This window comes from Synechococcus sp. BL107 (genome assembly GCF_000153805.1).
Lineage (GTDB): Bacteria > Cyanobacteriota > Cyanobacteriia > PCC-6307 > Cyanobiaceae > Parasynechococcus.
The window spans coordinates 2,064,186-2,083,104 of sequence record NZ_DS022298.1 but is presented as its reverse complement, the minus strand read 5'-3'; the positions used below and the strand labels follow the sequence as shown (position 1 = coordinate 2,083,104).

General features: G+C 52.7%; 22 protein-coding genes and 1 tRNA gene. 12 read left to right on the top strand and 11 right to left on the bottom strand.

Annotated elements, in window-relative coordinates:
* Nucleotides 1-37 precede the first annotated feature (37 nt).
* The 3 genes from BL107_RS10875 to BL107_RS10865 are packed head-to-tail and all read right to left on the bottom strand — an operon-like array spanning nt 38 to nt 2,513.
* The gene (locus tag BL107_RS10875; RefSeq protein ID WP_009790405.1) at nt 38-448 is read right to left on the bottom strand and encodes a DUF3119 family protein; all 411 of its coding nucleotides are present in this window, start codon (nt 446-448) and stop codon (nt 38-40) included.
* Nucleotides 445-1,194, bottom strand: coding sequence for an ABC transporter permease (locus BL107_RS10870; protein ID WP_009790404.1), 750 nt, complete (start codon nt 1,192-1,194; stop codon nt 445-447). Before BL107_RS10870 ends, BL107_RS10875 begins: the two co-directional genes overlap by 4 nt.
* A complete protein-coding gene (locus tag BL107_RS10865) occupies nt 1,191-2,513 on the bottom strand; it encodes an MFS transporter (RefSeq protein WP_037989027.1) in 1,323 nt (440 codons plus the stop codon). The genes BL107_RS10870 and BL107_RS10865 overlap by 4 nt, the downstream gene beginning before the upstream one ends.
* A 133-nt stretch (nt 2,514-2,646) precedes the next feature.
* Here BL107_RS10865 and BL107_RS10860 point away from each other — a divergent pair.
* Nucleotides 2,647-2,717, top strand: a tRNA-Gly gene (locus BL107_RS10860).
* A gap of 3 nt (nt 2,718-2,720) precedes the next feature.
* On the opposite strand, the gene BL107_RS10855 is transcribed toward BL107_RS10860, so the two are convergent.
* The gene (locus BL107_RS10855; protein ID WP_009790402.1) at nt 2,721-4,799 is read right to left on the bottom strand and encodes a glycogen-debranching protein; all 2,079 of its coding nucleotides are present in this window, start codon (nt 4,797-4,799) and stop codon (nt 2,721-2,723) included.
* Nucleotides 4,800-4,853: 54 nt separating this feature from the next.
* Between BL107_RS10855 and BL107_RS10850 the strand changes: the two genes are divergently transcribed.
* From BL107_RS10850 to BL107_RS10830, 4 genes are all read left to right on the top strand, one after another.
* Nucleotides 4,854-5,513 carry an MBL fold metallo-hydrolase gene (locus tag BL107_RS10850; protein ID WP_037988519.1) on the top strand — a complete coding sequence of 220 codons (660 nt, stop codon included), beginning with the start codon at nt 4,854-4,856 and terminating at the stop codon, nt 5,511-5,513.
* A gap of 118 nt (nt 5,514-5,631) precedes the next feature.
* On the top strand, nt 5,632-5,922 hold the full coding sequence (locus tag BL107_RS10845; protein WP_255344633.1) for an HU family DNA-binding protein: 291 nt from the start codon (nt 5,632-5,634) through the stop codon (nt 5,920-5,922).
* Between the two features lie 52 nt (nt 5,923-5,974).
* On the top strand, nt 5,975-6,856 hold the full coding sequence (gluQRS, locus tag BL107_RS10840; RefSeq protein WP_009790399.1) for a tRNA glutamyl-Q(34) synthetase GluQRS: 882 nt from the start codon (nt 5,975-5,977) through the stop codon (nt 6,854-6,856).
* Between the two features lie 425 nt (nt 6,857-7,281).
* The gene (locus BL107_RS10830) at nt 7,282-7,659 is read left to right on the top strand and encodes a hypothetical protein (protein WP_037988515.1); all 378 of its coding nucleotides are present in this window, start codon (nt 7,282-7,284) and stop codon (nt 7,657-7,659) included.
* Between the two features lie 103 nt (nt 7,660-7,762).
* Here the strand turns inward: BL107_RS10830 and BL107_RS10825 are convergent, their stop codons facing one another.
* A complete protein-coding gene (locus tag BL107_RS10825; RefSeq protein WP_009790397.1) occupies nt 7,763-7,975 on the bottom strand; it encodes a hypothetical protein in 213 nt (70 codons plus the stop codon).
* 337 nt (nt 7,976-8,312) lie between these two features.
* Between BL107_RS10825 and BL107_RS10820 the strand changes: the two genes are divergently transcribed.
* On the top strand, nt 8,313-8,867 hold the full coding sequence (locus BL107_RS10820) for a hypothetical protein (protein WP_009790396.1): 555 nt from the start codon (nt 8,313-8,315) through the stop codon (nt 8,865-8,867).
* A 36-nt stretch (nt 8,868-8,903) separates the two neighbouring features.
* Here the strand turns inward: BL107_RS10820 and BL107_RS10815 are convergent, their stop codons facing one another.
* Genes BL107_RS10815 through BL107_RS10805 form a run of 3 tightly spaced genes read right to left on the bottom strand, consistent with a single transcriptional unit; the run spans nt 8,904 to nt 12,174 of the window.
* A complete protein-coding gene (locus BL107_RS10815) occupies nt 8,904-9,638 on the bottom strand; it encodes a succinate dehydrogenase/fumarate reductase iron-sulfur subunit (RefSeq protein ID WP_009790395.1) in 735 nt (244 codons plus the stop codon).
* Nucleotides 9,635-11,551, bottom strand: a complete 1,917-nt coding sequence (locus tag BL107_RS10810) for a fumarate reductase/succinate dehydrogenase flavoprotein subunit (RefSeq protein WP_009790394.1) — start codon at nt 11,549-11,551, stop codon at nt 9,635-9,637. Before BL107_RS10810 ends, BL107_RS10815 begins: the two co-directional genes overlap by 4 nt.
* Nucleotides 11,548-12,174 (bottom strand): succinate dehydrogenase cytochrome b subunit, encoded by a 627-nt coding sequence (locus BL107_RS10805; RefSeq protein ID WP_009790393.1) that lies wholly within the window; start codon nt 12,172-12,174, stop codon nt 11,548-11,550. Before BL107_RS10805 ends, BL107_RS10810 begins: the two co-directional genes overlap by 4 nt.
* Nucleotides 12,175-12,546: 372 nt before the next feature.
* Between BL107_RS10805 and BL107_RS10800 the strand changes: the two genes are divergently transcribed.
* Both BL107_RS10800 and BL107_RS10795 read left to right on the top strand, forming a co-directional pair.
* Complete coding sequence (locus BL107_RS10800; protein WP_232192999.1) at nt 12,547-13,401, top strand: hypothetical protein; 855 nt, start codon at nt 12,547-12,549, stop codon at nt 13,399-13,401.
* A 10-nt stretch (nt 13,402-13,411) separates the two neighbouring features.
* Nucleotides 13,412-14,491 carry a hypothetical protein gene (locus BL107_RS10795; RefSeq protein ID WP_050749854.1) on the top strand — a complete coding sequence of 360 codons (1,080 nt, stop codon included), beginning with the start codon at nt 13,412-13,414 and terminating at the stop codon, nt 14,489-14,491.
* 65 nt (nt 14,492-14,556) lie between these two features.
* Here BL107_RS10795 and BL107_RS10790 read toward each other — a convergent pair whose 3' ends face one another.
* Nucleotides 14,557-14,937 carry a hypothetical protein gene (locus BL107_RS10790; RefSeq protein WP_009790390.1) on the bottom strand — a complete coding sequence of 127 codons (381 nt, stop codon included), beginning with the start codon at nt 14,935-14,937 and terminating at the stop codon, nt 14,557-14,559.
* An 801-nt stretch (nt 14,938-15,738) separates the two neighbouring features.
* Between BL107_RS10790 and BL107_RS10785 the strand changes: the two genes are divergently transcribed.
* Entirely contained in the window at nt 15,739-16,080 is a 342-nt protein-coding gene (locus BL107_RS10785; protein WP_037988512.1) for a hypothetical protein, read from the top strand.
* 162 nt (nt 16,081-16,242) lie between these two features.
* Here BL107_RS10785 and BL107_RS12750 read toward each other — a convergent pair whose 3' ends face one another.
* Together BL107_RS12750 and BL107_RS12745 are read right to left on the bottom strand one after the other, a co-directional pair.
* Nucleotides 16,243-16,395, bottom strand: a complete 153-nt coding sequence (locus BL107_RS12750) for a hypothetical protein (protein WP_009790388.1) — start codon at nt 16,393-16,395, stop codon at nt 16,243-16,245.
* Nucleotides 16,396-16,397: 2 nt separating this feature from the next.
* Nucleotides 16,398-16,541, bottom strand: a complete 144-nt coding sequence (locus BL107_RS12745; RefSeq protein WP_009790387.1) for a hypothetical protein — start codon at nt 16,539-16,541, stop codon at nt 16,398-16,400.
* A 324-nt stretch (nt 16,542-16,865) separates the two neighbouring features.
* Between BL107_RS12745 and BL107_RS12395 the strand changes: the two genes are divergently transcribed.
* The 3 genes from BL107_RS12395 (at nt 16,866) to BL107_RS10775 (ending at nt 18,618) form a co-directional block, all read left to right on the top strand.
* A complete protein-coding gene (locus BL107_RS12395; protein ID WP_009790386.1) occupies nt 16,866-17,423 on the top strand; it encodes a hypothetical protein in 558 nt (185 codons plus the stop codon).
* A 689-nt stretch (nt 17,424-18,112) separates the two neighbouring features.
* Complete coding sequence (locus BL107_RS10780; protein ID WP_009790385.1) at nt 18,113-18,346, top strand: hypothetical protein; 234 nt, start codon at nt 18,113-18,115, stop codon at nt 18,344-18,346.
* A gap of 5 nt (nt 18,347-18,351) precedes the next feature.
* The gene (locus BL107_RS10775) at nt 18,352-18,618 is read left to right on the top strand and encodes a hypothetical protein (protein ID WP_009790384.1); all 267 of its coding nucleotides are present in this window, start codon (nt 18,352-18,354) and stop codon (nt 18,616-18,618) included.
* The last annotated feature ends 301 nt before the right edge of the window (nt 18,619-18,919 follow it).

The window sequence follows — 18,919 nt, the reverse complement described above, 5'->3', positions numbered from 1 at the left end:
CGTAAATGTTTCGATATGGTGAGAATATCGTGTTGGTTTAGGACTCACTTGGCGTTTTCTTTTGGGTTGTTTCGAGTGCGCCCACCCGTTGTTCGAGCTGTGCCCGTAGTTCGCTTGGGCTGAACAGGATGGGCAGAAAGTGAATGCTCTTGGTTTCCCGAAAGAAGAACAGGCCTGGCAGCCAGGGGGCAAACAGGCGCCAAGCCAGCCAGTGCTCATAGGGAAAGCGCCGCAGCTCGCGGCCGTTTTGCCACACGATCAGGGCGCGTTCTTCAAATTCCAGACGCAGGCTGGCGGTTTGGATGAGCAGGAACAGGCCAAACACCGCCACGACCAGCGTGGGCCAGGGATGCCAAGGCAAAGGGAGTAATGCCGCACCAAGGCCCACCACCAACAGGGGCAGGCGTGGGTCTGGACGCAAAATCACGTTGGGCAACGGGTTTGTCATGCGCCGAAGAGCACTTGGGTTAACACCACATCCATGATGCAAACCAAAATTAGGATCATCACCACGGCACCTGTGGTGCTGGTGCCCACTTCCTTCGGGCCTCCCCTGGTGGTGAGGCCCCACCCGCAGGAAATGGTGGCGATGATCAACCCAAACACCACGGCCTTCACCAGCATGAAGGGCAGGTCTTCTGGATGCATCCAAGTGCGCACGGATGTCCAGAACACTGAGGGGGGAATGTTGTAGAGCGCGGTGCTGGTGATCTGCCCCGACCAAACCGCCACGATGAAAAAGAAAAAGCACTGCAGAGGTGCCATCACCACAAGGGCGATCAGCCTTGGCACCACCAGGTATTCCACTGGGTCGGTGCGCAGCATTGTGATCGCATCAATCTGTTCGGTCACCTTCATGGTGCCCAGCTGCGCGGCATAGGCGGTGGCGACTTTCCCCGCCAGCAAGCAGGCCGTGAGTAGGGGTGCGATTTCCCGGGCGAGTCCGAGCGCGAGGATGCCGCCAACCGTGGAACCTGCCCCTTGTCGGGTGAGTTCTGCGGCAACTTGAATATTGAAGACTGAGCCCGCAGCCACCGAGATGATCAAAACGATCAGCAAGCTTCCCGGCCCGGCTTCCATTAACTGATCGGAGAGCTCCACCGTGTTAATCCGGCCGCGCATCGTCGCCGTGACGGCTTGGCCACCAATTAACAGGCTCGCGCCCAAACGTTTCAGCGAGCGCGGAGTGTTCATCCAGCGGAGCTCTTGAGATGGGCCTTGCGATCGGGCCAGCCTCGCATCACTCCAAGGCCCAAGAGAACGAGGACGGCGGGGATCAATCCCATGCACAATCTGACGGCCAGAAGAGCAGTGTTGGGTTGCTCGATGAAATTCAACGCCCCATCACAACTGGTGGTGGAGATATATCCCGTGAGCGACAACAGCACGCCAAACACGCTCATGCTCAGGCCAATCACCAACTTTTGGCCAAACACCATCCAGGCTGTGTACAGCCCGGCAGGTCGAGTTGGGTCGGCGTCAATCGCGTCCGGCAAAAGCGACCAGGGGATCAGGTAGGCAGTTGCTGCCCCTAGACCCACCAGCATGATTAACCCCACGATTGGGAAGTAAGCGGTGAAGCTGCTGCCTGTTTCCACCGGTTGCAGCAGCATCGATAACAGGCACGCCACGATCCAAATGCTGGCTCCCCAGCCAAGCGCTTTGATCCGACCATGGCGATTGGAGAGCAGGCTCCACAGCTGGAGGCCCGCAAGTGCGGCGATGTTGAACGCCAGCAAGAGCAGGGTGGAGATGCCGGCTGGGACATGCAGCACCTGCACCAACCAGATCAAGGCCACCACCTGCATCAGCTGAAGCCCAAACCACAGCAACAGGTACAGCCCTAACACCTTGATAAAGCGTGGGTTGGTTCTGATGCGTCGAAATTGCTGAAGCGGAGGTTCATTGCTTCCGCTGGGGCGTTGGGCTTGTTTCGCGAAGGGCGCTAATCCCCAGCAGCACAGCAGGGTTGTTACCGCCGCAATCGTTCCGGCGATTTGGCCCATCAGGATGTAGCCACCTCCACCTTCCCTCAGCACCAGAAAAGCAACGAGAAGTCCGATGGTTCCAGCCAAGATCGATCCGGTGAATCGGGCGGCGTTCAAGCGCGTGCGAATGGCTGTATCGGTGGTGAGCTCAGTGGACAGCGCCGCATAGGGAAGATTCACGCCCGTGTAGGCGGTCATCAGCAGGATGGCCATCACCACGTAGTAGATCGTGCGTTGCAGGAGGGTTCCCTCTGGCACCCACCACATCGCAGCCAGGCTGATTCCCAACGGCAGGGAGGCGCCAAGCATCCAAGGCAACCGTGGCCCCCATCGGCTTTGGGTGTGATCACTCATCCAGCCAATGAGGGGATCGTTAAATGCGTCCCAAACCTTGATCACGGTGAGCAGTGAGCCCGCGATGAAGGCGGGCAAACCCGCTGCACAGGTGAAGAATGGAAATAGGTAAAACCCAAGGATTGTGGCGGCCAAGCCTGTGCCTGCATCCCCAAAGCCATAGGCCACCATTAGGCGGCGGCGGGATCCACCCAGCTGGGCATCTGACGGTGTCACACGAAGAAAGGGGTCAGGCCGACAGTCATAATGAAGGGGTACTGACACAAACACCACCTTTCATTGAGGGTAGTTTGTCTGTACTAGCGCGGGCGTTGTGTAATGGTAAGACCTCAGCCTTCCAAGCTGATGACGCGGGTTCGATTCCCGCCGCCCGCTTGATCAAAGCCGCAGGTTTGAGACTTCGTCTTGGGCCACAAGCAGCACAAAACTCCGGCTTTGCATGGGGATGTTGACCCCTCGGAACGGTACGGGTTGGTCTGGAAGATCCTTGGGCGATGGCAGAGACGTATCGATCACCCGCGTCCACGGCGATGCCGGGACAGGGAGTTCGAAATTCAAAGCTTCCTTGTGGGCGTTGAAGCCCATCCAGATCAGGGCACCGTGGCTCCCCATATGCAAACTGGTGGCAATGGAGCGAGACCACTCCGCCCAGTCTGGCTTTGATAGCTCTACGCCATGCCATTGACGCCATAGATCGGTTTGGTCCTGCGGGTGCTTTTTCGTCGTTTCTCGAGCTGGAATCAGGGGGTTGAACAGTTGCGGAAGCGCCTGGCGCAACTTCAATAGACGTTTGAGAAAGAGCTTGAGCTCTAAATCGCAGTGGTCTTCGTTCCACACCATCCAGCCCAAAGGACTGTCTTGGCACCAGGTGTTGTTGTTTCCCCCCTGGCTGCGACCCACTTCATCACCCATCAGCAGCATCGGCACGCCACGGGCCAGCAGCAGGGTGCTCAGTAAGTTGCGTTGTTGTCGTCGTCGCAGTGCCAACACCTCTGGCTCGGTGGTGGGTCCTTCGATGCCGTGGTTCCAGCTGTTGTTGTGGTTTTCGCCGTCGCGATTGTCTTCGCCGTTGGCGAGGTTGTGCTTGCGGTTGTAACTCACCAGGTCGGCAAGAGTGAAGCCATCGTGGGCTGTGATCAGGTTCACGGAGCGGCCCATGGCGACAGCCTTGCCGTCGTAGAGATCTGGACTGCCTTTGAACCGTTGCGCTAGGGCCCATGTGGTGTGCTCATCACCTTTCCAGAACCGGCGTAATCCATCTCGGAAGTGACCGTTCCAGGTGCCAATGCGTTTCGCTGGAAAGTCATTCAGCCGGTACAGACCACCACAATCCCAAGGTTCGCTCACCAATTTGAGGTCGCTGAGCTCGGGGTCCGCTTCCATCGCAGCGAACAAAGGGGGGTGGTCTAAGGGCTTCAGTTGTGCGCCCCGGCTCAGCTCAATGCCAAGGTCGAAACGGAAGCCATCAATGCCCAGTTCAAGAGCCCAGCAGCGCATCGATTCGAGGATCAGCTGGGTGCTGATCGGATCGTTGGCAGCGATTGAATTGCCGCAGCCGCTCACATCGAGGTAATCACCAGCACTGTTCTGGTGGTAGTAGGTGTTGTCAGCAATCCCTCGCCAACTCAGCGTTGGACCGTGGCGATTGCCTTCAGTGGTGTGGTTGTACACAACATCCAGCAGCACTTCGATGCCTGCGTCATGGCAGGCGGCGACCAGTTGACGCATCTCATCGCGCCCTTGCAAAGGATCGTCGACCGAGCAGTAGCCATGGTGAGGTGTAAACCAATTCAGTGGGCTGTAGCCCCAAACATTGTCCCGACCTGGAGGTGCATCGGCGGGGTCAAAACTGAAGACAGGTAGGAGTTCAATCGCCGTCACCCCAAGGTCTTGTAGATAGGGAAGCTTCTCAATCACTCCGCGATAAGTTCCTCGCTCTGACCGATCCACGCCTGAATCGCTCGCCCGGGTGAAGGCACCCACGTGCAGTTCATAAATCACCGAACGTTGCCAGCTGTGTCGGGGGCGCGGATGGGATTCGAAGTCGAACCGCTTCCGCTCACTCACGACAGCCTTCAGGCAAGCGTGGGCATTGGGCGACAGTCCAGTGGCGAGGACTCGGTCGTAGACATCCCAACCGGTAATGGCTCGTGCCGCTGGATCCAGCAGCACTTTTGAGGGGCGAAAACCATGGCTTCCTGGGGCAAGGGGGCCAAACACTCGGTAGCCGTAGCAGCAGCCCTCGTTGAGTCCCTCGACTTCGACGTGCCAGTAATCCCCCGACCGATGTCGTCGAGCATCAAGCTCGATCACCCGTTCAGGGGCCCCATCACTGCCATGGCGAAATAGCAACAGCTCGATGCGATCCGCAGCTGGGGCGGCCAAGGAGAAATTCACCCCTCGCGTTGTTGTGCTGCTGCCCAAGGGCCAGGGCCTGCCGGGATGAATGCCGCTCAAGGCCTGGTGGTGATGTGGCCTTCAAACTAGTGGTTCGCTCCGCCCTTGAGTGTCATGACAATGACCACTGACCTGGAGGCCGGTCGGCCTCCGCAGCAGGTGCGCAACGATCTATGGCTTTTCCCGCCGAATCGGGACTGCCAGGGCGGTAGTTCCTGGTGGTTCAATATCGATCCAGAGCCGGTCTTGATTGACTGCCCGCCTTTGACCCAGTCCACGATCACGGCTCTGAAGGACTTGGCCGGGACACGTCAGCCGCGCATTCTGCTCACCAGTCGTGAAGGTCATGGCCGGTTGCGACGGCTGCAGGAGCAGCTGGATTGGCCAGTGCTAGTGCAAGAGCAGGAGGCTTACTTGCTGCCCAATGTGGAGCGTCTCGACTGTTTTAAGGATGAGCACACCACCGCCAGCGGATTGCGTCTGCTTTGGACCCCAGGACCGACTCCAGGCAGTGCCGTTGTGCTCGCGCCGGCCCCTGTTGAGCTGTTGTTCTGCGGGCGTTTGCTGACTCCACTGGCGCCGGGACGTCTTGGACCGTTGCGACATGGCCGCACATTTCACTGGCCTCGCCAGCTCGCCAGCCTTGCGAAATTACGAGCCTGGCTCCCCCCAGAAGCCTGTCCTCAACTGGCTTCTGGGGCTGGTCTCGGGGGGTTGCGCGGTGAGCGCTTAGTGCCCTTCTCTGGGTGGAGTGCTCAACCGATCACTCTCTAAAGCATTGCGCCAGAAGACGTTTCGCTTGCAGCCACCGGTTGAACTCCATACGATTAGCGCGCTTGTGGAAGTCATCGGCGCAACCACAACGCCGCATCAGAGCTGTTTCCGCCCCCCCATCGTTTCCTCTCAAATGAACAAAGCTGATTTGGTCAACCTTGTTGCGGCTCGCACTGAGCTCACCAAAACTGACGTGTCCATGGTTGTGGATGCCGCGATCGACACCATCATCGATTCCGTTGTTGAAGGCAAAAAAGTTTCCATCCTTGGTTTCGGCTCCTTCGAACCCCGTGAGCGTTCTGCTCGCCAGGGCTTGAACCCCAAAACTGGCGAAAAAATTGCCATCCCCGCCAAGCGCGTGCCTGCATTCACCGCCGGCAAGATGTTTAAAGATCGCGTTCAGGGTTGATCCCTGTCGAACAATCTGTTCTCCGAGGCGGCTGAAGAGGCCGCCTTTTTTAATGCGTTGTCCGAACCATCTCCTCATAGAGCTCGAGCAGCTCCGCCGGTTGAAGGCGCGACGCGGTTATCGCGGCCGATTCGCCCCATCCCCAACCGGTGTTTTGCATTTCGGCAATCTCCAGACGGCGTTGCTGTCTTGGCTACAGGCCCGCTGTTCGGATGGGGAGTGGTACTTAAGAATTGACGATCTCGATACCCCTCGGAATCGACCTGAATCCTTGCTGCGGATTCAATCCGATTTGCGCTGGCTTGGTTTGCACTGGGACGGTCCGCCCATGTTGCAAAGTTCGCGGCGCGGGCACTACAGCTCTTGGTTGTCGTTTCTTCGACGCAGTGGCGTTTTGTTTGCTTGCCGTTGTTCCCGCCGTGATCTGGCCGGTAAGCCGGTTTATCCAGGAACGTGTCGAGCGATTGAGGCGGGTTGGGGATGGCAGGCACAACGTCTACCGAGTTGGCGTTTACGCGTGCCTGAACACAATCCTTATGGCAGTGGAGATGTGGTTGTACGTCGTGCCGACGGCTTTATCGCTTACCAGTTCGCCACGGTGATCGATGAACTGTGTTTTGGGATCACCGATGTCGTTCGTGGCAACGATCTCCGCGATGCGTTGCCGGCCCAACTCAGCATTTATGCAGCATTAGGGCAAAGTTGTCCTCGGTTTTGGCATGGCCCTTTGCTCTATGACAGCGAGGGCCAAAAGCTTTCGAAGCGAGACGCCAGTACTGGTTTGGACGCTGCTCGCTCCAAGGGTGAAGATGCCGCCCATGTGATTGGTCAATTGGCGGCCGGTCTCGGTTTGGTTCCGCAGGGATCGCGACTTTCAGCTGAGGAGCTCCTTATGGAAGTGCGTGATAGCGATGCTCTTCCATTGGATTCTTAAGGAAGGATTCGGGATCAACCACAAAGATTCGCCCCATATTGATAGGCATTCCAGTCAGAGCCGTCCATGTCAACTTGCACCATCTGCGGTGGCAGCGGTGTTCAACGCGTTTCTAGTCAGCGTTCACGCACCTGCCTTGCTTGCTTGGGTCAAGGCAATCTCTCAGCGGCAATCAAGCCCGCTCCCCTCAGTCACCAGCCTGGTGCCGTTGCATGTTTAAAAGATTTGAGCTGTCTCACGAAGCCAAGAACCTGAGTCCTAACCCAAAGGTGCTTTTTCCTTGTTGCGCAGCACGAAGAGCGTTGCAGTACCGACAACCACCAGCAGTGGTACGGCAGTAAAGAGCAATAAGGCAATTGCGGAATAATCGGTATACACGGTGGAGCCTTTGCTCGAACTGCGGCCACTATCTCAGGAAAAGGACCTTGCCCCCCCTGATTGTTTGCACCGAAACAGTTGCCCCCGTCGCCCGCCATGGCGTCGTCAGTCGGATCTCAGCAAGGGCTGTCAGCGTCTTAATCACATTGATGTGCTCTGGGCTCGATGTGAATGCCCAGGGGTTTGAAGGCTTGGAAAGCGACAGCATTCAATGTTTGCAAACTGGAAATCGAAGCATCTGTCAGCGTGCTTTGGACAAGGCTGAAGTGCTGCAACGGCTTGCTTCGACGCGTCAGGCTTACCCCTGTCAAACCATGCTCCTGGGAGTTCAAGCCGACCTCATCCTCCAGCAGTTGGGAGATGGCCGTGGTGATCTCGCGATCTCTGATCTCGAGGCAGCGCGGCGCGGCTGTCCTGGCTTATAAGGATGCGTTTTTTTATCAATTATTACCGGAATTAATGAATCAAGAGGTTGTGATTTGGGGCTGTATTGGTACATTCAAAACATTTTAGTATTGTTCGTGATATTTATTGAAATTGATGTTGCCCATCGGTGATGGAATTTGTGAAAGAGTGAGAGGCAATCGTTTCGAAATATTCATCGACAATTTCAACGGCATTCATGTCATTCTTGGTGTTGAGAATGCAATTCACATAGCAGGCGATTGCGTCACCCAAAATTTCGAATTGTTCCACAGGAATGGATTGATGGCCGTCGTCGAAGAGAACCTCAAATGTCATCGGTGCCTTAGACACGATGGAATCGCCAGACTAGTGGATTGTTTTTTGAGCAGATTCCCGAGGTGTTGTGTTGTTGTCGGGTAATTCATTCTTTCACCCCTTTTGTTTTGAGATCTCGGGAGAATGGTTTTCATGCCCCCTGCCTGTGGGCCTTTGTTTGATGCTCTTCCCTTGTTGGGGTGGTATGGATGTTGGGGCCAGGCTCAATTCAGACTCCTGATATGCCGTGGGTGTGGTGGGGTTGAAAAGTCTTCGATCGTGCTGGTGCAGCAGGCGTTAGCTTGCATCCACGACTTCGGCTCTTAGCCGTTAACGTTGCTCGAAATAAATTTGGCTAATGGCGATTATCGACGGGATTTTGGGTATTGTTTTACGCAACCCATTTGACGATAAAAGCAAGTTTTTCAAACAGTCTCAATACGTTTTCGGTCCAAGATTCATACTAGGGACGATATTTGCATTTGTAGGTGTTTTTGGGTTCGCAACTTCTGGTCTTGTTTGGGAGTTTAAAGGCATAGAGCTCGGCCTTACTGCATTAATCACATCTTTTATTGCGCTGCTTTTCAGTATCGTATTTTTGTTTCCATTCACGAAGGCGAAGCAAAATTCACCTTCCAGTCAAAATAATATTGTTCAAGTAGAAGCCAAAGTGCTTCAGAAAAAGGCTGAAGACTTGCCAGACGTTAAAATTGAGCCAGCTTTGACAACCGCTGAGGAAATTCGCGAGCAGCTTGCCCTTAGCGAAAAGGAAAAGCCTGAGGTTGTTATGGTTAATTTCTCAACAAATTACCTAATCCCTGGAAATTCGTTGCGTCCTTCTAAAAGAAAAGCTGGTAAGTCATTGGATGCATTTCGTGAAACTGCTAAATCCTTGTATAAAAGTGAAGCTTAATTATTCAATTCTAAAAGCTTTGATATCTGAAAAATACTACTTAGTTTTTGATTTTTCCCTGTGCATCCAGCTAATCCAGTCTGCAGATATCTCTTGAGGGCACACTGCTTCGCACTCCAAGTTGTTACTACAGCTTCCAAATCCTTCCTCCTCCATTCGACGTTGCATCGTGATTGCTCGTGAAGCCCGTTCCGGCTGTCCTTGGGGCAGTTGACCGAGATGGGCCAATTTCGCTGCCACAAACAAGCTGGCTGAAGCATTGCGGCAACTGGCTACGCAGGCGCCGCAACCGATGCAAGTGGCCGTGTCAAATGCCTTTGATGCTTGTTGTCGACCAATGGGCTGGGCGTTGGCGTCAGGTGCCTGTCCTGTTCCAGTTGAGCAATAGCCTCCAGCCGCAATAATGCGATCCAAAGCTGATCGATCCACCATTAAGTCTTGGATGGTGGGGAACGCTTTCGCTTTCCATGGCGCCAGGGTGATGGAAGCACCATCGGGAAATTCCCTCAGATAAAGCTGGCAAACAGATGTAGCTGTGCGCGGTCCATGGCCTTGGCCATTGACGAGAAAACCGCAACTACCGCAAATCCCTTCCCGGCAATCATGCTCAAAACTGACGGGTCGTTTCCCGCTGCTAATCAGCTGTTCATTTAGTTGATCGAGGGCCTCTAGCAGCGAGAGATCAGACGACACATGCTCCAAAATGTGGGTTTCATAGGAGCCCAAATCTGAGGCGGTTGTTTGCCGCCAAATCCGCATGGTGAGTTTCATTTGTAGCTGCGGGTGCTGGGTTTCAAGGTGGTGAATTGCAGTGCTTCTGCATGGCGGATCGGTGCACCATCGGCGTTGTGCTCCCATGCTGCGATATGGGCAAAGTGGTCGTCATCTCGCAAGGCCTCACCCTCTGCGCTTTGATGTTCCTCGCGAAAATGGGCGCCGCAGGATTCCTCTCGAGCCAAGGCATCGCGTAGCATCAGATCCGCAAGCCCGAAAAAGTCACTCACGCGTAATGCTTTCTCGAGTTCGGCATTCGGTCCACTGGCCTCGCCAGGGACGCGCACCTCGTGCTGGAAGCGTTCGGAGAGGGCCGCCACATCTTTGAGACCCTGCTTCAATCCCTCCGCATGACGGCTGATGCCGCAGTGGTTGATCATGACCGCGCCCAGGTCTCGATGAAAGCTGTCCACCGGTGTGTTGCCTTGGCCGTTGAGCAGGCTGTCGATGCGGGTTTGGGTGCTATCGAGGGCCTCTCGACAAGCTGGATGATCCGCCTGAATCGGTTCCCCTGCATGACCTGCGAGCCAGCTCGTCACCGTTGAAGGCGCAATGAAATATCCATCGGCTAGTCCCTGCATTAAGGCACTCGCCCCCAATCGATTCGCACCGTGTTCGGAGTAGTTGGCTTCACCCAGAACAAACAACCCCGGAATCGAACTCATCAGCTGATAATCCACCCATAGGCCTCCCATCGTGTAATGCGGAGCTGGGTAAATCCGCATCGGTTTCTGATATGGATCGTCCCCGCTGATGCGCTCATACATCGTCATTAAATTCCCGTATCGCGCGGCGATGGTGTCGCGTCCCTCTTTCGCAATGGCGTTGTTGAGATCGAGGTATACCGACCGTCCTCCAGGGCCCACACCGTGGCCTGCATTGCAGAGTTCCCGAGCTCGTCTGGACGCAACATCGCGTGGGGTCATGTTTCCGTAGGTGGGATACATCCGCTCGAGGAAATAATCCCTCTCCTCTTCAGGAATCTCATTGGCTGGTCGCTGATCACCAGCCCGTTTGGGCAACCAGATCCGACCGTCATTCCGGAGACTTTCGCTCATGAGCGTGAGCTTGCTTTGGAAGGTATCGCCGCTCGGAATGCACGTGGGATGGATCTGGGTGAAGCAGGGGTTGGCGAAGAGGGCGCCCTTTCGATGGGCACGCCAAATCGCGCTCGCGTTGGATTTCAACGCGTTGGTTGAGAGAAAGTACACGTTGCTGTAGCCACCACTGCAGAGCAGGACGGTCCGGGCGGTATGAACCTCAAGCTCGCCAGTTAAAAGGTGTCGGGCCACCACGCCGCGGGCGACGCCATCGATGGTGATCAGCTCCAGAACATCGCGGCGGGTGAGCAAGCGCACGCGTCCCAGTTCCACCTGGCGCATCAAGGCTTGATAAGCGCCATACAGCAACTGTTGGCCCGTCTGTCCGCGGGCATAAAAGGTGCGGCTCACCAGTGCACCGCCAAAACTTCGGGTGGCCAAGCTTCCGCCGTATTCCCGAGCGAAGGGAACCCCTTGTGCGACGCACTGATCAATGATGCCGCTGCTGATTTCTGCTAGCCGCTGACAACCGGCTTCCCGGGCTCGGAAGTCGCCACCTTTCAGTGTGTCGCAGAAAAGTCGATGAATACTGTCGCCATCGACCGCCACGGCACGGGCTGCATTAATGCCCCCTTGTGCCGCCACCGAATGGGCGCGGCGTGGGCTGTCATGGAAACTCAGCACCGTCACGCGGTAACCCTGTTGGGCCAAGCTGGCAGCAGTTGAGGCCCCAGCAAGACCAGTGCCAACGACAAGGATGTCGATTTGGCTTTTGCGGAGTGGACTAATGAGTGGACTCGTTTCTCGGGTGCGACGCCAGGCATCGGCCAGGGGGCCTGACGGCAAGCGTGGATCGGGTAAGCCGCTCATGCTCCAACATCCAGGGCGAGGCCCACACTGATTAGGAGAAACCCTCCGCTCACAAGCGCTGCGAGCATCCGTCCGCCCAATCGAATCGAGCTCTTGTTGGATGGGTCCAGCCAACCCAAGCTGCGGTGGGCTGCCTCCGCTCCGTGAACGAGATGGAGTCCGATGGCTAAAGCACCAATGCAGTACAACGCAAGGCTGAAGGGCTGTTGCAGCACATGCACCAAGGCCTCTCGCTCATGGCCATCCATTGGGCGTGGAAAACGAAGCTGCTGCAAGTGGAGGCCGATAAAGCCCAGCGTGATCACGCCAGCGAGTGTTTTGCTTCGACTTGCCCAGGCTGCAAGCGGTTCGGCGCGTCGACTGATGAGGTCTGCCGTGTTGCCGGCCTGTCGATTACGAAGTCCCTTATGAATGCTCAGGCTGATGTGGAGGAGGCTGGTGAGCGCCAGCCCAAGTTCCAAGGGTCTTAACCAGGGAGTGTGGTGTAAGCCACTGGCGTAGGACTCAAAGCTGGCCGGCGCTCCGAGGGCAGACGTCACACCTCCCAGATGAACCACAAGAAACAACACGAGTAAGAGGCCGCTCAGGGCGTTGGCGTTTCGAATCGTGCTTGCAAGAGTCATCCGGGCGAAAAGCAGCAGACGGTGAGATCTGTCAATCGGGGCGTCCCTTAAGGGTCGCAAATGGAGCTCGGCTGGCAAAGCGTTGAATCAACACTCAATTCAACGCAACGTTGCTGGTGCCTAGGCAGAACGTCCGTCGGTTTTTAGGGTGATGGTTGTGGCTCTGCTCAGGCCCTGATTTTCGTACGCCATCGCCGTCACCTTCGTTGGTTGGTTGTCCTTGTCGCGGCGGCATGTGTTTGCACGTTGATTGTTGGTTTGGGGAAGCCGGTGGCTCCACTCCCCCGCGATGGTGCCGTTGCCCAGCCCATCGATTGGGGTCCATCACAAGCCAAACCAGTCTCCCCTGAGCGTCATGAGCTCAATGTTGGGGTGTATGTCACCAACATCAACAACATCGATCTTCTCGATGATCAGTTCTCAATTGAGATGCTGCTTTGGACCGAATGGGCTGGAGATCCGGCTAATAATCCCAGCGATGACTTGATGGTTCTCAATGGAATGTACGACGGTGATATACAACGTTTTGAACGGGTGAGTCGCGAGAATCGTCTCGGTACAACTTGGAGTTTGTATCGCGTTCGTTCAGCTGTCGTTAAACATTGGCGACTTCAACGTTATCCTTTTGATAAACAGATTCTCCATGTCAATATTGGTTTAGAGAATCCATTGCAACCCGTCAATCTTGGCTTAACCCAAGAGAATAGTTTTTCAATTAATCCAGGTCTTTTGTTGTCGGGTTGGAGTCTGGACCAGCCCAGCTCCTACGTTTCTAGCATTAGTTTGATGAGTGATCTTGGCCAGCCCCCGGAGGAAGGTGTTGTTATCCGCCGTCAATCAACAGTGTCATTTGATTTGCCCATTCAACGAAGGAGCCTGTTGTTTGTGGCTCCTGATTTCTTGGGTTATATGTTGGCAGTTGGGTTGTGTTGTATGAGCTTATTAATTACCCATAGTCGAGATGATTTGATTCTTGCTGCGGTTGTATCTGCCGGTGGAAACTATGTATTCATTGCTGGAAATCTCCCCGTCACGGCGATGACTGGTTTTATTGGAAATTTGCAGCTCATTATTTTCTTGGGAATTTTATATGTGGTTGCTGCTGACGAAATGATCGATAATCAATTAACGCACTACAGCCAGCGAATTTCGCGAATTTTACGCGTTTTACTGTTGCCCAGTTACGTCGGAATCACCATCCTTGGCATTGCCTTGATCATTCCCTAATAGAAATCTTATGGAACCACCGTCTGAGAATTTGCCAGCAGACCATCCCCATGGTCTATGGACCCTCGTGACAACAGCGATCTCTATTATCTTGCTTCTGTTTGGTGGTTTGTTGATCCAGCCACGTTTAGTCGAGCGTCGCACCAGGATCGATGACCAATTCATCCTCACTCCGGATGAAGTAGCGGCCTTGCCGTCTGAAACTCTCGTGGTGGTTTTAGATCGTGAGGATGGTCAAGATCAAAATGATTTCAAATACAAGCTTCTACAACTGATCCTTCAGCGGAGTGAGCAGCCCTATGCCTTGGGCTTTAGCACCATCATTCAGTCGCAAGATGAAGCGGTCAAAGCTATTTCCCATGGGTTTGACTCTCAACGCAATCCGATGGGGCTCACCGTGGGGGTGTATGGCGCTGGTGCTGCCCTCAACCAGCATTTAAATCCAATCGAAATCCCTGTGGCTGGCGGAGTTTTGGGTTTGCGGGCTGGGTGGACCTACCGAGAGGAATTGCCTGCACTCGCCACCATTCAAAATAAGACCGATCTCCAAAACATTGTTCTTTTGCAAGGCTTGGGATGGAGTGATGTAGAAATATTTGATGCGGCAGGGTTGCGTACATATACAGCTCGTCCGGAGGAGCTCTTTCGGTTGGTTGATAATCGTCGTGTGCAATTATTTCCGCGTGGGATTGCAGAACTAGAGGATGAGGAGCCCGTTGTTCGTGCTTCGACGAGCCGCACTGTGCTGGATCCATATCTTCTGATTGCCTATCCATTTGCAGGATTTTTCTATGTTGATCCTGATAACGAGCGCTTAGCTCAGGCCATTCGGTCTGGCTTTGAACGTGCTATGGAGGATGGCTCATATCAAGAGCTTATTGATCAAACTGTGTTCACTCCTTGGCTTAAAAAGCACCTTAATCTCGCCAATCGAAAAGTGATTGTCCTAAATAATCCCAATGCGGCTGAGGTTTTGTCCGCGGTTCACCCCGGTCACTGGATTGTGCCTTGGAATAAGCTTTTGCATGGCAATATGCGCCATGGTGAACAACTTTGCACTGTGCAGAAATTGAAGGCCTTATGCGATTAAAAGATCTTGAACCATCAGTTCAAGATCTTTGTATTTGCGTCTGAGTGTTATGCCTTATGCGGAGCTTAGAGGGCGGTCACCATTTGTTTGAATTCATCGCGTTCCGTATCGTCCGCCATATCCCGAAGTAGTTCTTTGCTGTCTTCGCCAAGGTTTTCAAGGGTTTTTGCAGTGTAATCAAAGTTGTCAAAAATTGTCTCGACAGACCACACGTAATTGTTCTCAATCGCGTAGCTGCAAATACTTTTCACAACTTCATCTTGGGTGGCTCGGATGCCTTTTTTCCAAAGGTCATCAATAATAAAGTCGACTGTGACAGATCCTTCAAGCATTGGATCGAGGTCGAACGCCAGGATGCAGCCGAGCTCATTAAACGTGTCGACCCATGACTTGTTGCCTTCGAGGCAGTCCTTGATAATGGAATGAGCTTCTTGCTTTGTGGTCACGAGATACGATGTGGCATTCTTTGTTTGTAGAGCATTCTTGTGCTTCTTGCTGCGATATTTAGGAAGACTTCAGCTCCTTCCGTCACGAGCCATTAAAAATGTTACATATACGATCTTGTTGGTGCTCTAAGTTAGTTATGTAAATGGATTTACGGTTTTAAGAGAGAAGCGGTGTTGATTGTACTACTCACTTTCTTTGGCCATAGTCTTTCTATTTCGAAGATTCCAAAATCTTTCATTTTGATGTGTATTTGGTTAGTGGCTTACAGCTGTTGTTATAAATAACATCACTTCTTTGTAATGGTTGAGATATTCATCTGCTGTCAGCTCACTTTTTGCTCTCACCCTGTTGCAGGGCCGCCATCTCCTCTTGGGACACTGTTTTAAGCAGGGGCTAACAAGTCTTAGTCGCGACAGCTGAAAGTTCACTGCAAAGCGCCAGAATGATGAAATTACAAACAGAGAAATGAGAGTAGTCATTGCCGTTCTGCTTTCCCTCGCTGCACTCTCTTTTGTTTTAGTGACTGGCACGAAGGACAATTACACAATTCATATCGGCGCACGGACACCACCTGTAGAGGCTGGCTGTAGCCAAGTAGGTGAGGACAGAACGAATGAAGGGAAAGTACTTGGCATCTATTCCTGTCCTGCATAGCCAACTCAGCCTCTCTTGCCTCTTCTGAAGTCCCAGGGGCAATCGGCTTTTCGCCAGGCCAGATCCCCCTTTTTTTGGTGTGGGGTCCTGCACACAACAATGAAGGTTGAGCACTTAACTCAAAATGCGTGAAAGGCGACTGCTCCATGGCATCTAAGTTCTTCCACGTTCATCACGAGTTCCGCGCTGGTAGAGCGCAGCAGTGGTGGGAGACAGCCCAAACAGCTATGGCACCTGGTGGTGGCTGGGATGAAGCAGTCGCCAAAAATCTACAAGCGGGTTTCTACAACCACTCCTTTTGCCCTATTGGGCCAGAAGGTCCTGCCTTTTGTATCTGGGAAGTGCGCGAGGGCATCACAGCAGAGGAATTTCAAGAGTTCATCGATGGTCCCAACGGCGTGAATTTTGGGCTGGGAGCCTGGATGAATATCTGCAAGGAGATCAACCTTGAATTGGCAGGGAATCCGCCGTACGCCAGAAAATTCTGAAGCAACTCAAGAACTCGAAAGCCATCCCACAAACCTGTTTCTCTATCCCTCAGAATTATTTGCTTGTCGCGCCAAAAGCTGTTCTTGCATAGGGCAAGCGTCGTCTTTTGGTCGGGTGTCATTGCAGGTGGGTTTGCTCCCCAGGTTGGATGAGTGATCGCTTCAGTTTTTGAACTTCTCTATTTCAGCTTTTAGCTCTTTGAGATGTTGCTCCAGCTTTGAGTAGTTGTCAGGGTCTTCATCCCAAGTGTCGATCAGCTTTTGAGCGGTCTCGATCAAGCTCTTCAAGTCGTCAGAAGTCAGTAGGGGATCCATCGTCAGCTTTCCTTGTCGCCGAGCTTCAATAACTTTTCAAGCTTGAGCAGCTTCAAAAGTTTCACCCCCCACGCCGCAGCATCAGGTTTCACCAACGTCTGCTCTACACGGAGCTGATCTTCTGGAGTAATTCCGGTTTTGGCCATAGGTACTGTTTAGCCACCAACTGATGGCTGGAACAACGGTGCAAACGCCTATTGCTCTAAGTGATAGCACCTCCTATTGCATGATGAATGAAAAACGTAAGTAAAAAATCTCTCTGGGTCGTTAATTAAACAAATCTTGCGATGCTTTATATCCAAGTGTCTGCCTTGCTCGTGCATGCAATGACTGCTGTTGCGCTAATGCACAATCACTCACGTTGGCAATTCAGATCAATGTTTTATGTATAAAAGAAATATCTAAAAAACATTTTTTAAGGTATCAGATGCTTTCCGTTTCGGATAGTGCTTTGCGAATAATGTCTTGCAATGGAGCCAACAATTCTTAATTTTAATCCTAAAAAATATAAATTTAGGGAGTGGGCTTGCGAAGCTCTAGGTGTGACCTGTTTAGAGCGTATACATGAAATTGAGAGAATTAAGACCCTTAATAGAAGTCCGACGACTAATCAACTGTCTCAGTATTTTCCAGAGATAGAAGACTCTTACCGCTCTTTTGTTTTAGAGTTGTTGGGAGATATGGTTTCCGGAATTTCTTCCTACCAAAGCCCACCTTCTTTTCGCTTTCATTACTGCGGTAGAAGCAGCAGTGTATTTCATCGAGATAGAGATTTCGGAGTCGAAGATGGGAGGATAAATGTCTGGGTCCCACTGACAAGCGTTTGGGGAGAGAATAGTCTTTGGCTTGAAAGTGATATTGGCGCTAAGAACTATAAGCCTATAGTTTTAAAGTTAGGACAGGCTTTGATATTTGATGGAGTCAATCTTGGTCATGGATCAATGATTAACACTACGGATTCGACACGCGTGAGCTTTGACTTTAGATTTTTGCCTGGTTTGGGGCCAGCTATGGCAACTTCTTATTAGTGTTCACTAAGTTTGTATTTTGTTGATCTTGTAGCTAGGCAGGCTTAATGCCTTTATTGATGGCAAATGGTTCGGAGGCTATTTATTTAATAGCCTCCGAACCGCAAACAAGCTTCCAACGCCCCCAGGCCTATCAGGAAAGTGCTACCAAGCAAAGCCAACTCTTTACGCGTTTTAGCCATTGGAAGCAGGGCTGAGCCCACGAGTAACTCTCCAAAGAATCTAAAGGGAATCAGTAGCTCCAACGTTTCGCTGAATTACAATTGCAAGGAGATTGCCCTGGTTGTTTACTTAGGTTCATGATATTCACGTAATAAACGACTTGTTCGAGGCGTTACGCAATCAAAGTTATCAATGAAGTCGATGATTTCCTGCTTTCGCGGCGATGTTGTCTGCGCAAATGTCAAGGTGTTCGCTTTGTTTTAGAGAAGGTGTCTAGCAGCTAGCAGCTAGCAGCGCTTGGATCGTCGGAAGAGCCTCTCCTGCAGGAACAGCCGACCAACAAAATTACAGTAAGGATAAGGTCCGTGTCTTGTCTTTCATTCCGTTGCGAAGCGATGTGTGAGGGTCTCGCCCTGCTCAACGCACCATCTCAGGAATCAGAATCCACTAATGGAGTGGTTTAGACCTACTAGGGCAGCCCCAATGGGGTCATAGAAAATGGAGTAACTCCAATCCGCAGCTTTGTTATGCACGAATGGACTGATGAGTTCATCGCCAATGCCCAGCAGGAGCTTGTCGGCATGGTTAAAGACTGGCAATACGACTATGGGGCTGATAACAGAGCTTGCTCAGCAATGCTCTTGTGGATGGTTCAAAAGCTCAACCCTGCAGTTCGTATTGATCTGGGAATGCTTCAGGATTTAGATCCAGTGCCCGCTGAAGACCGATCAGCGCTAGGGCAAAGAAAGGGCTTTGATTAGCAGCGATGGCAACGCGAGAAGAGATCCGCGCTGTCTTTGTTGACCCCCAGCTTGATGGGATGGAGCGTCTCTATGGCGCCATCGGGGAGATTTTGTTGACCGGTGCTGCGTTTGAAAACGCCTATTCGTTGGTGATCGCTGCAGGGGACGTTCAATCCACGACCTGGATCCAGTTCTGCGTGCAATGCGCCACCCGTTTTGATGAGCCGCCAGAGGAGTCAGAGTTCCTTGCGGTGTTGGAGGAGTTCAGCCGGATACATGTTGGGGCGTGATCAGCTAATAAAAAAACCGCCTTGCGACGGGGTGAAGTGTGTGAGGTTTCTCGGAAGATAGATAGAGAACATCAATTCCCCTTGCTTTACCCTTGTGAGTTTTGTTTTGCTCTCAGTTCCGAGTGATAGGGCGTCAGGCTTCCCGATTTTATTTATTCTCTTGGTCGTAGTTTTGTGATTGGTTCATTGAGATTTCAAATGGCTTCTGGTCCTCCATTGAATAGAAAGTAAAAATCAAAGAGAAGATTAATGCAGTATTAATCATGATTTTGGTGTTTGTTCTGGAGGTCATTTATTTCTT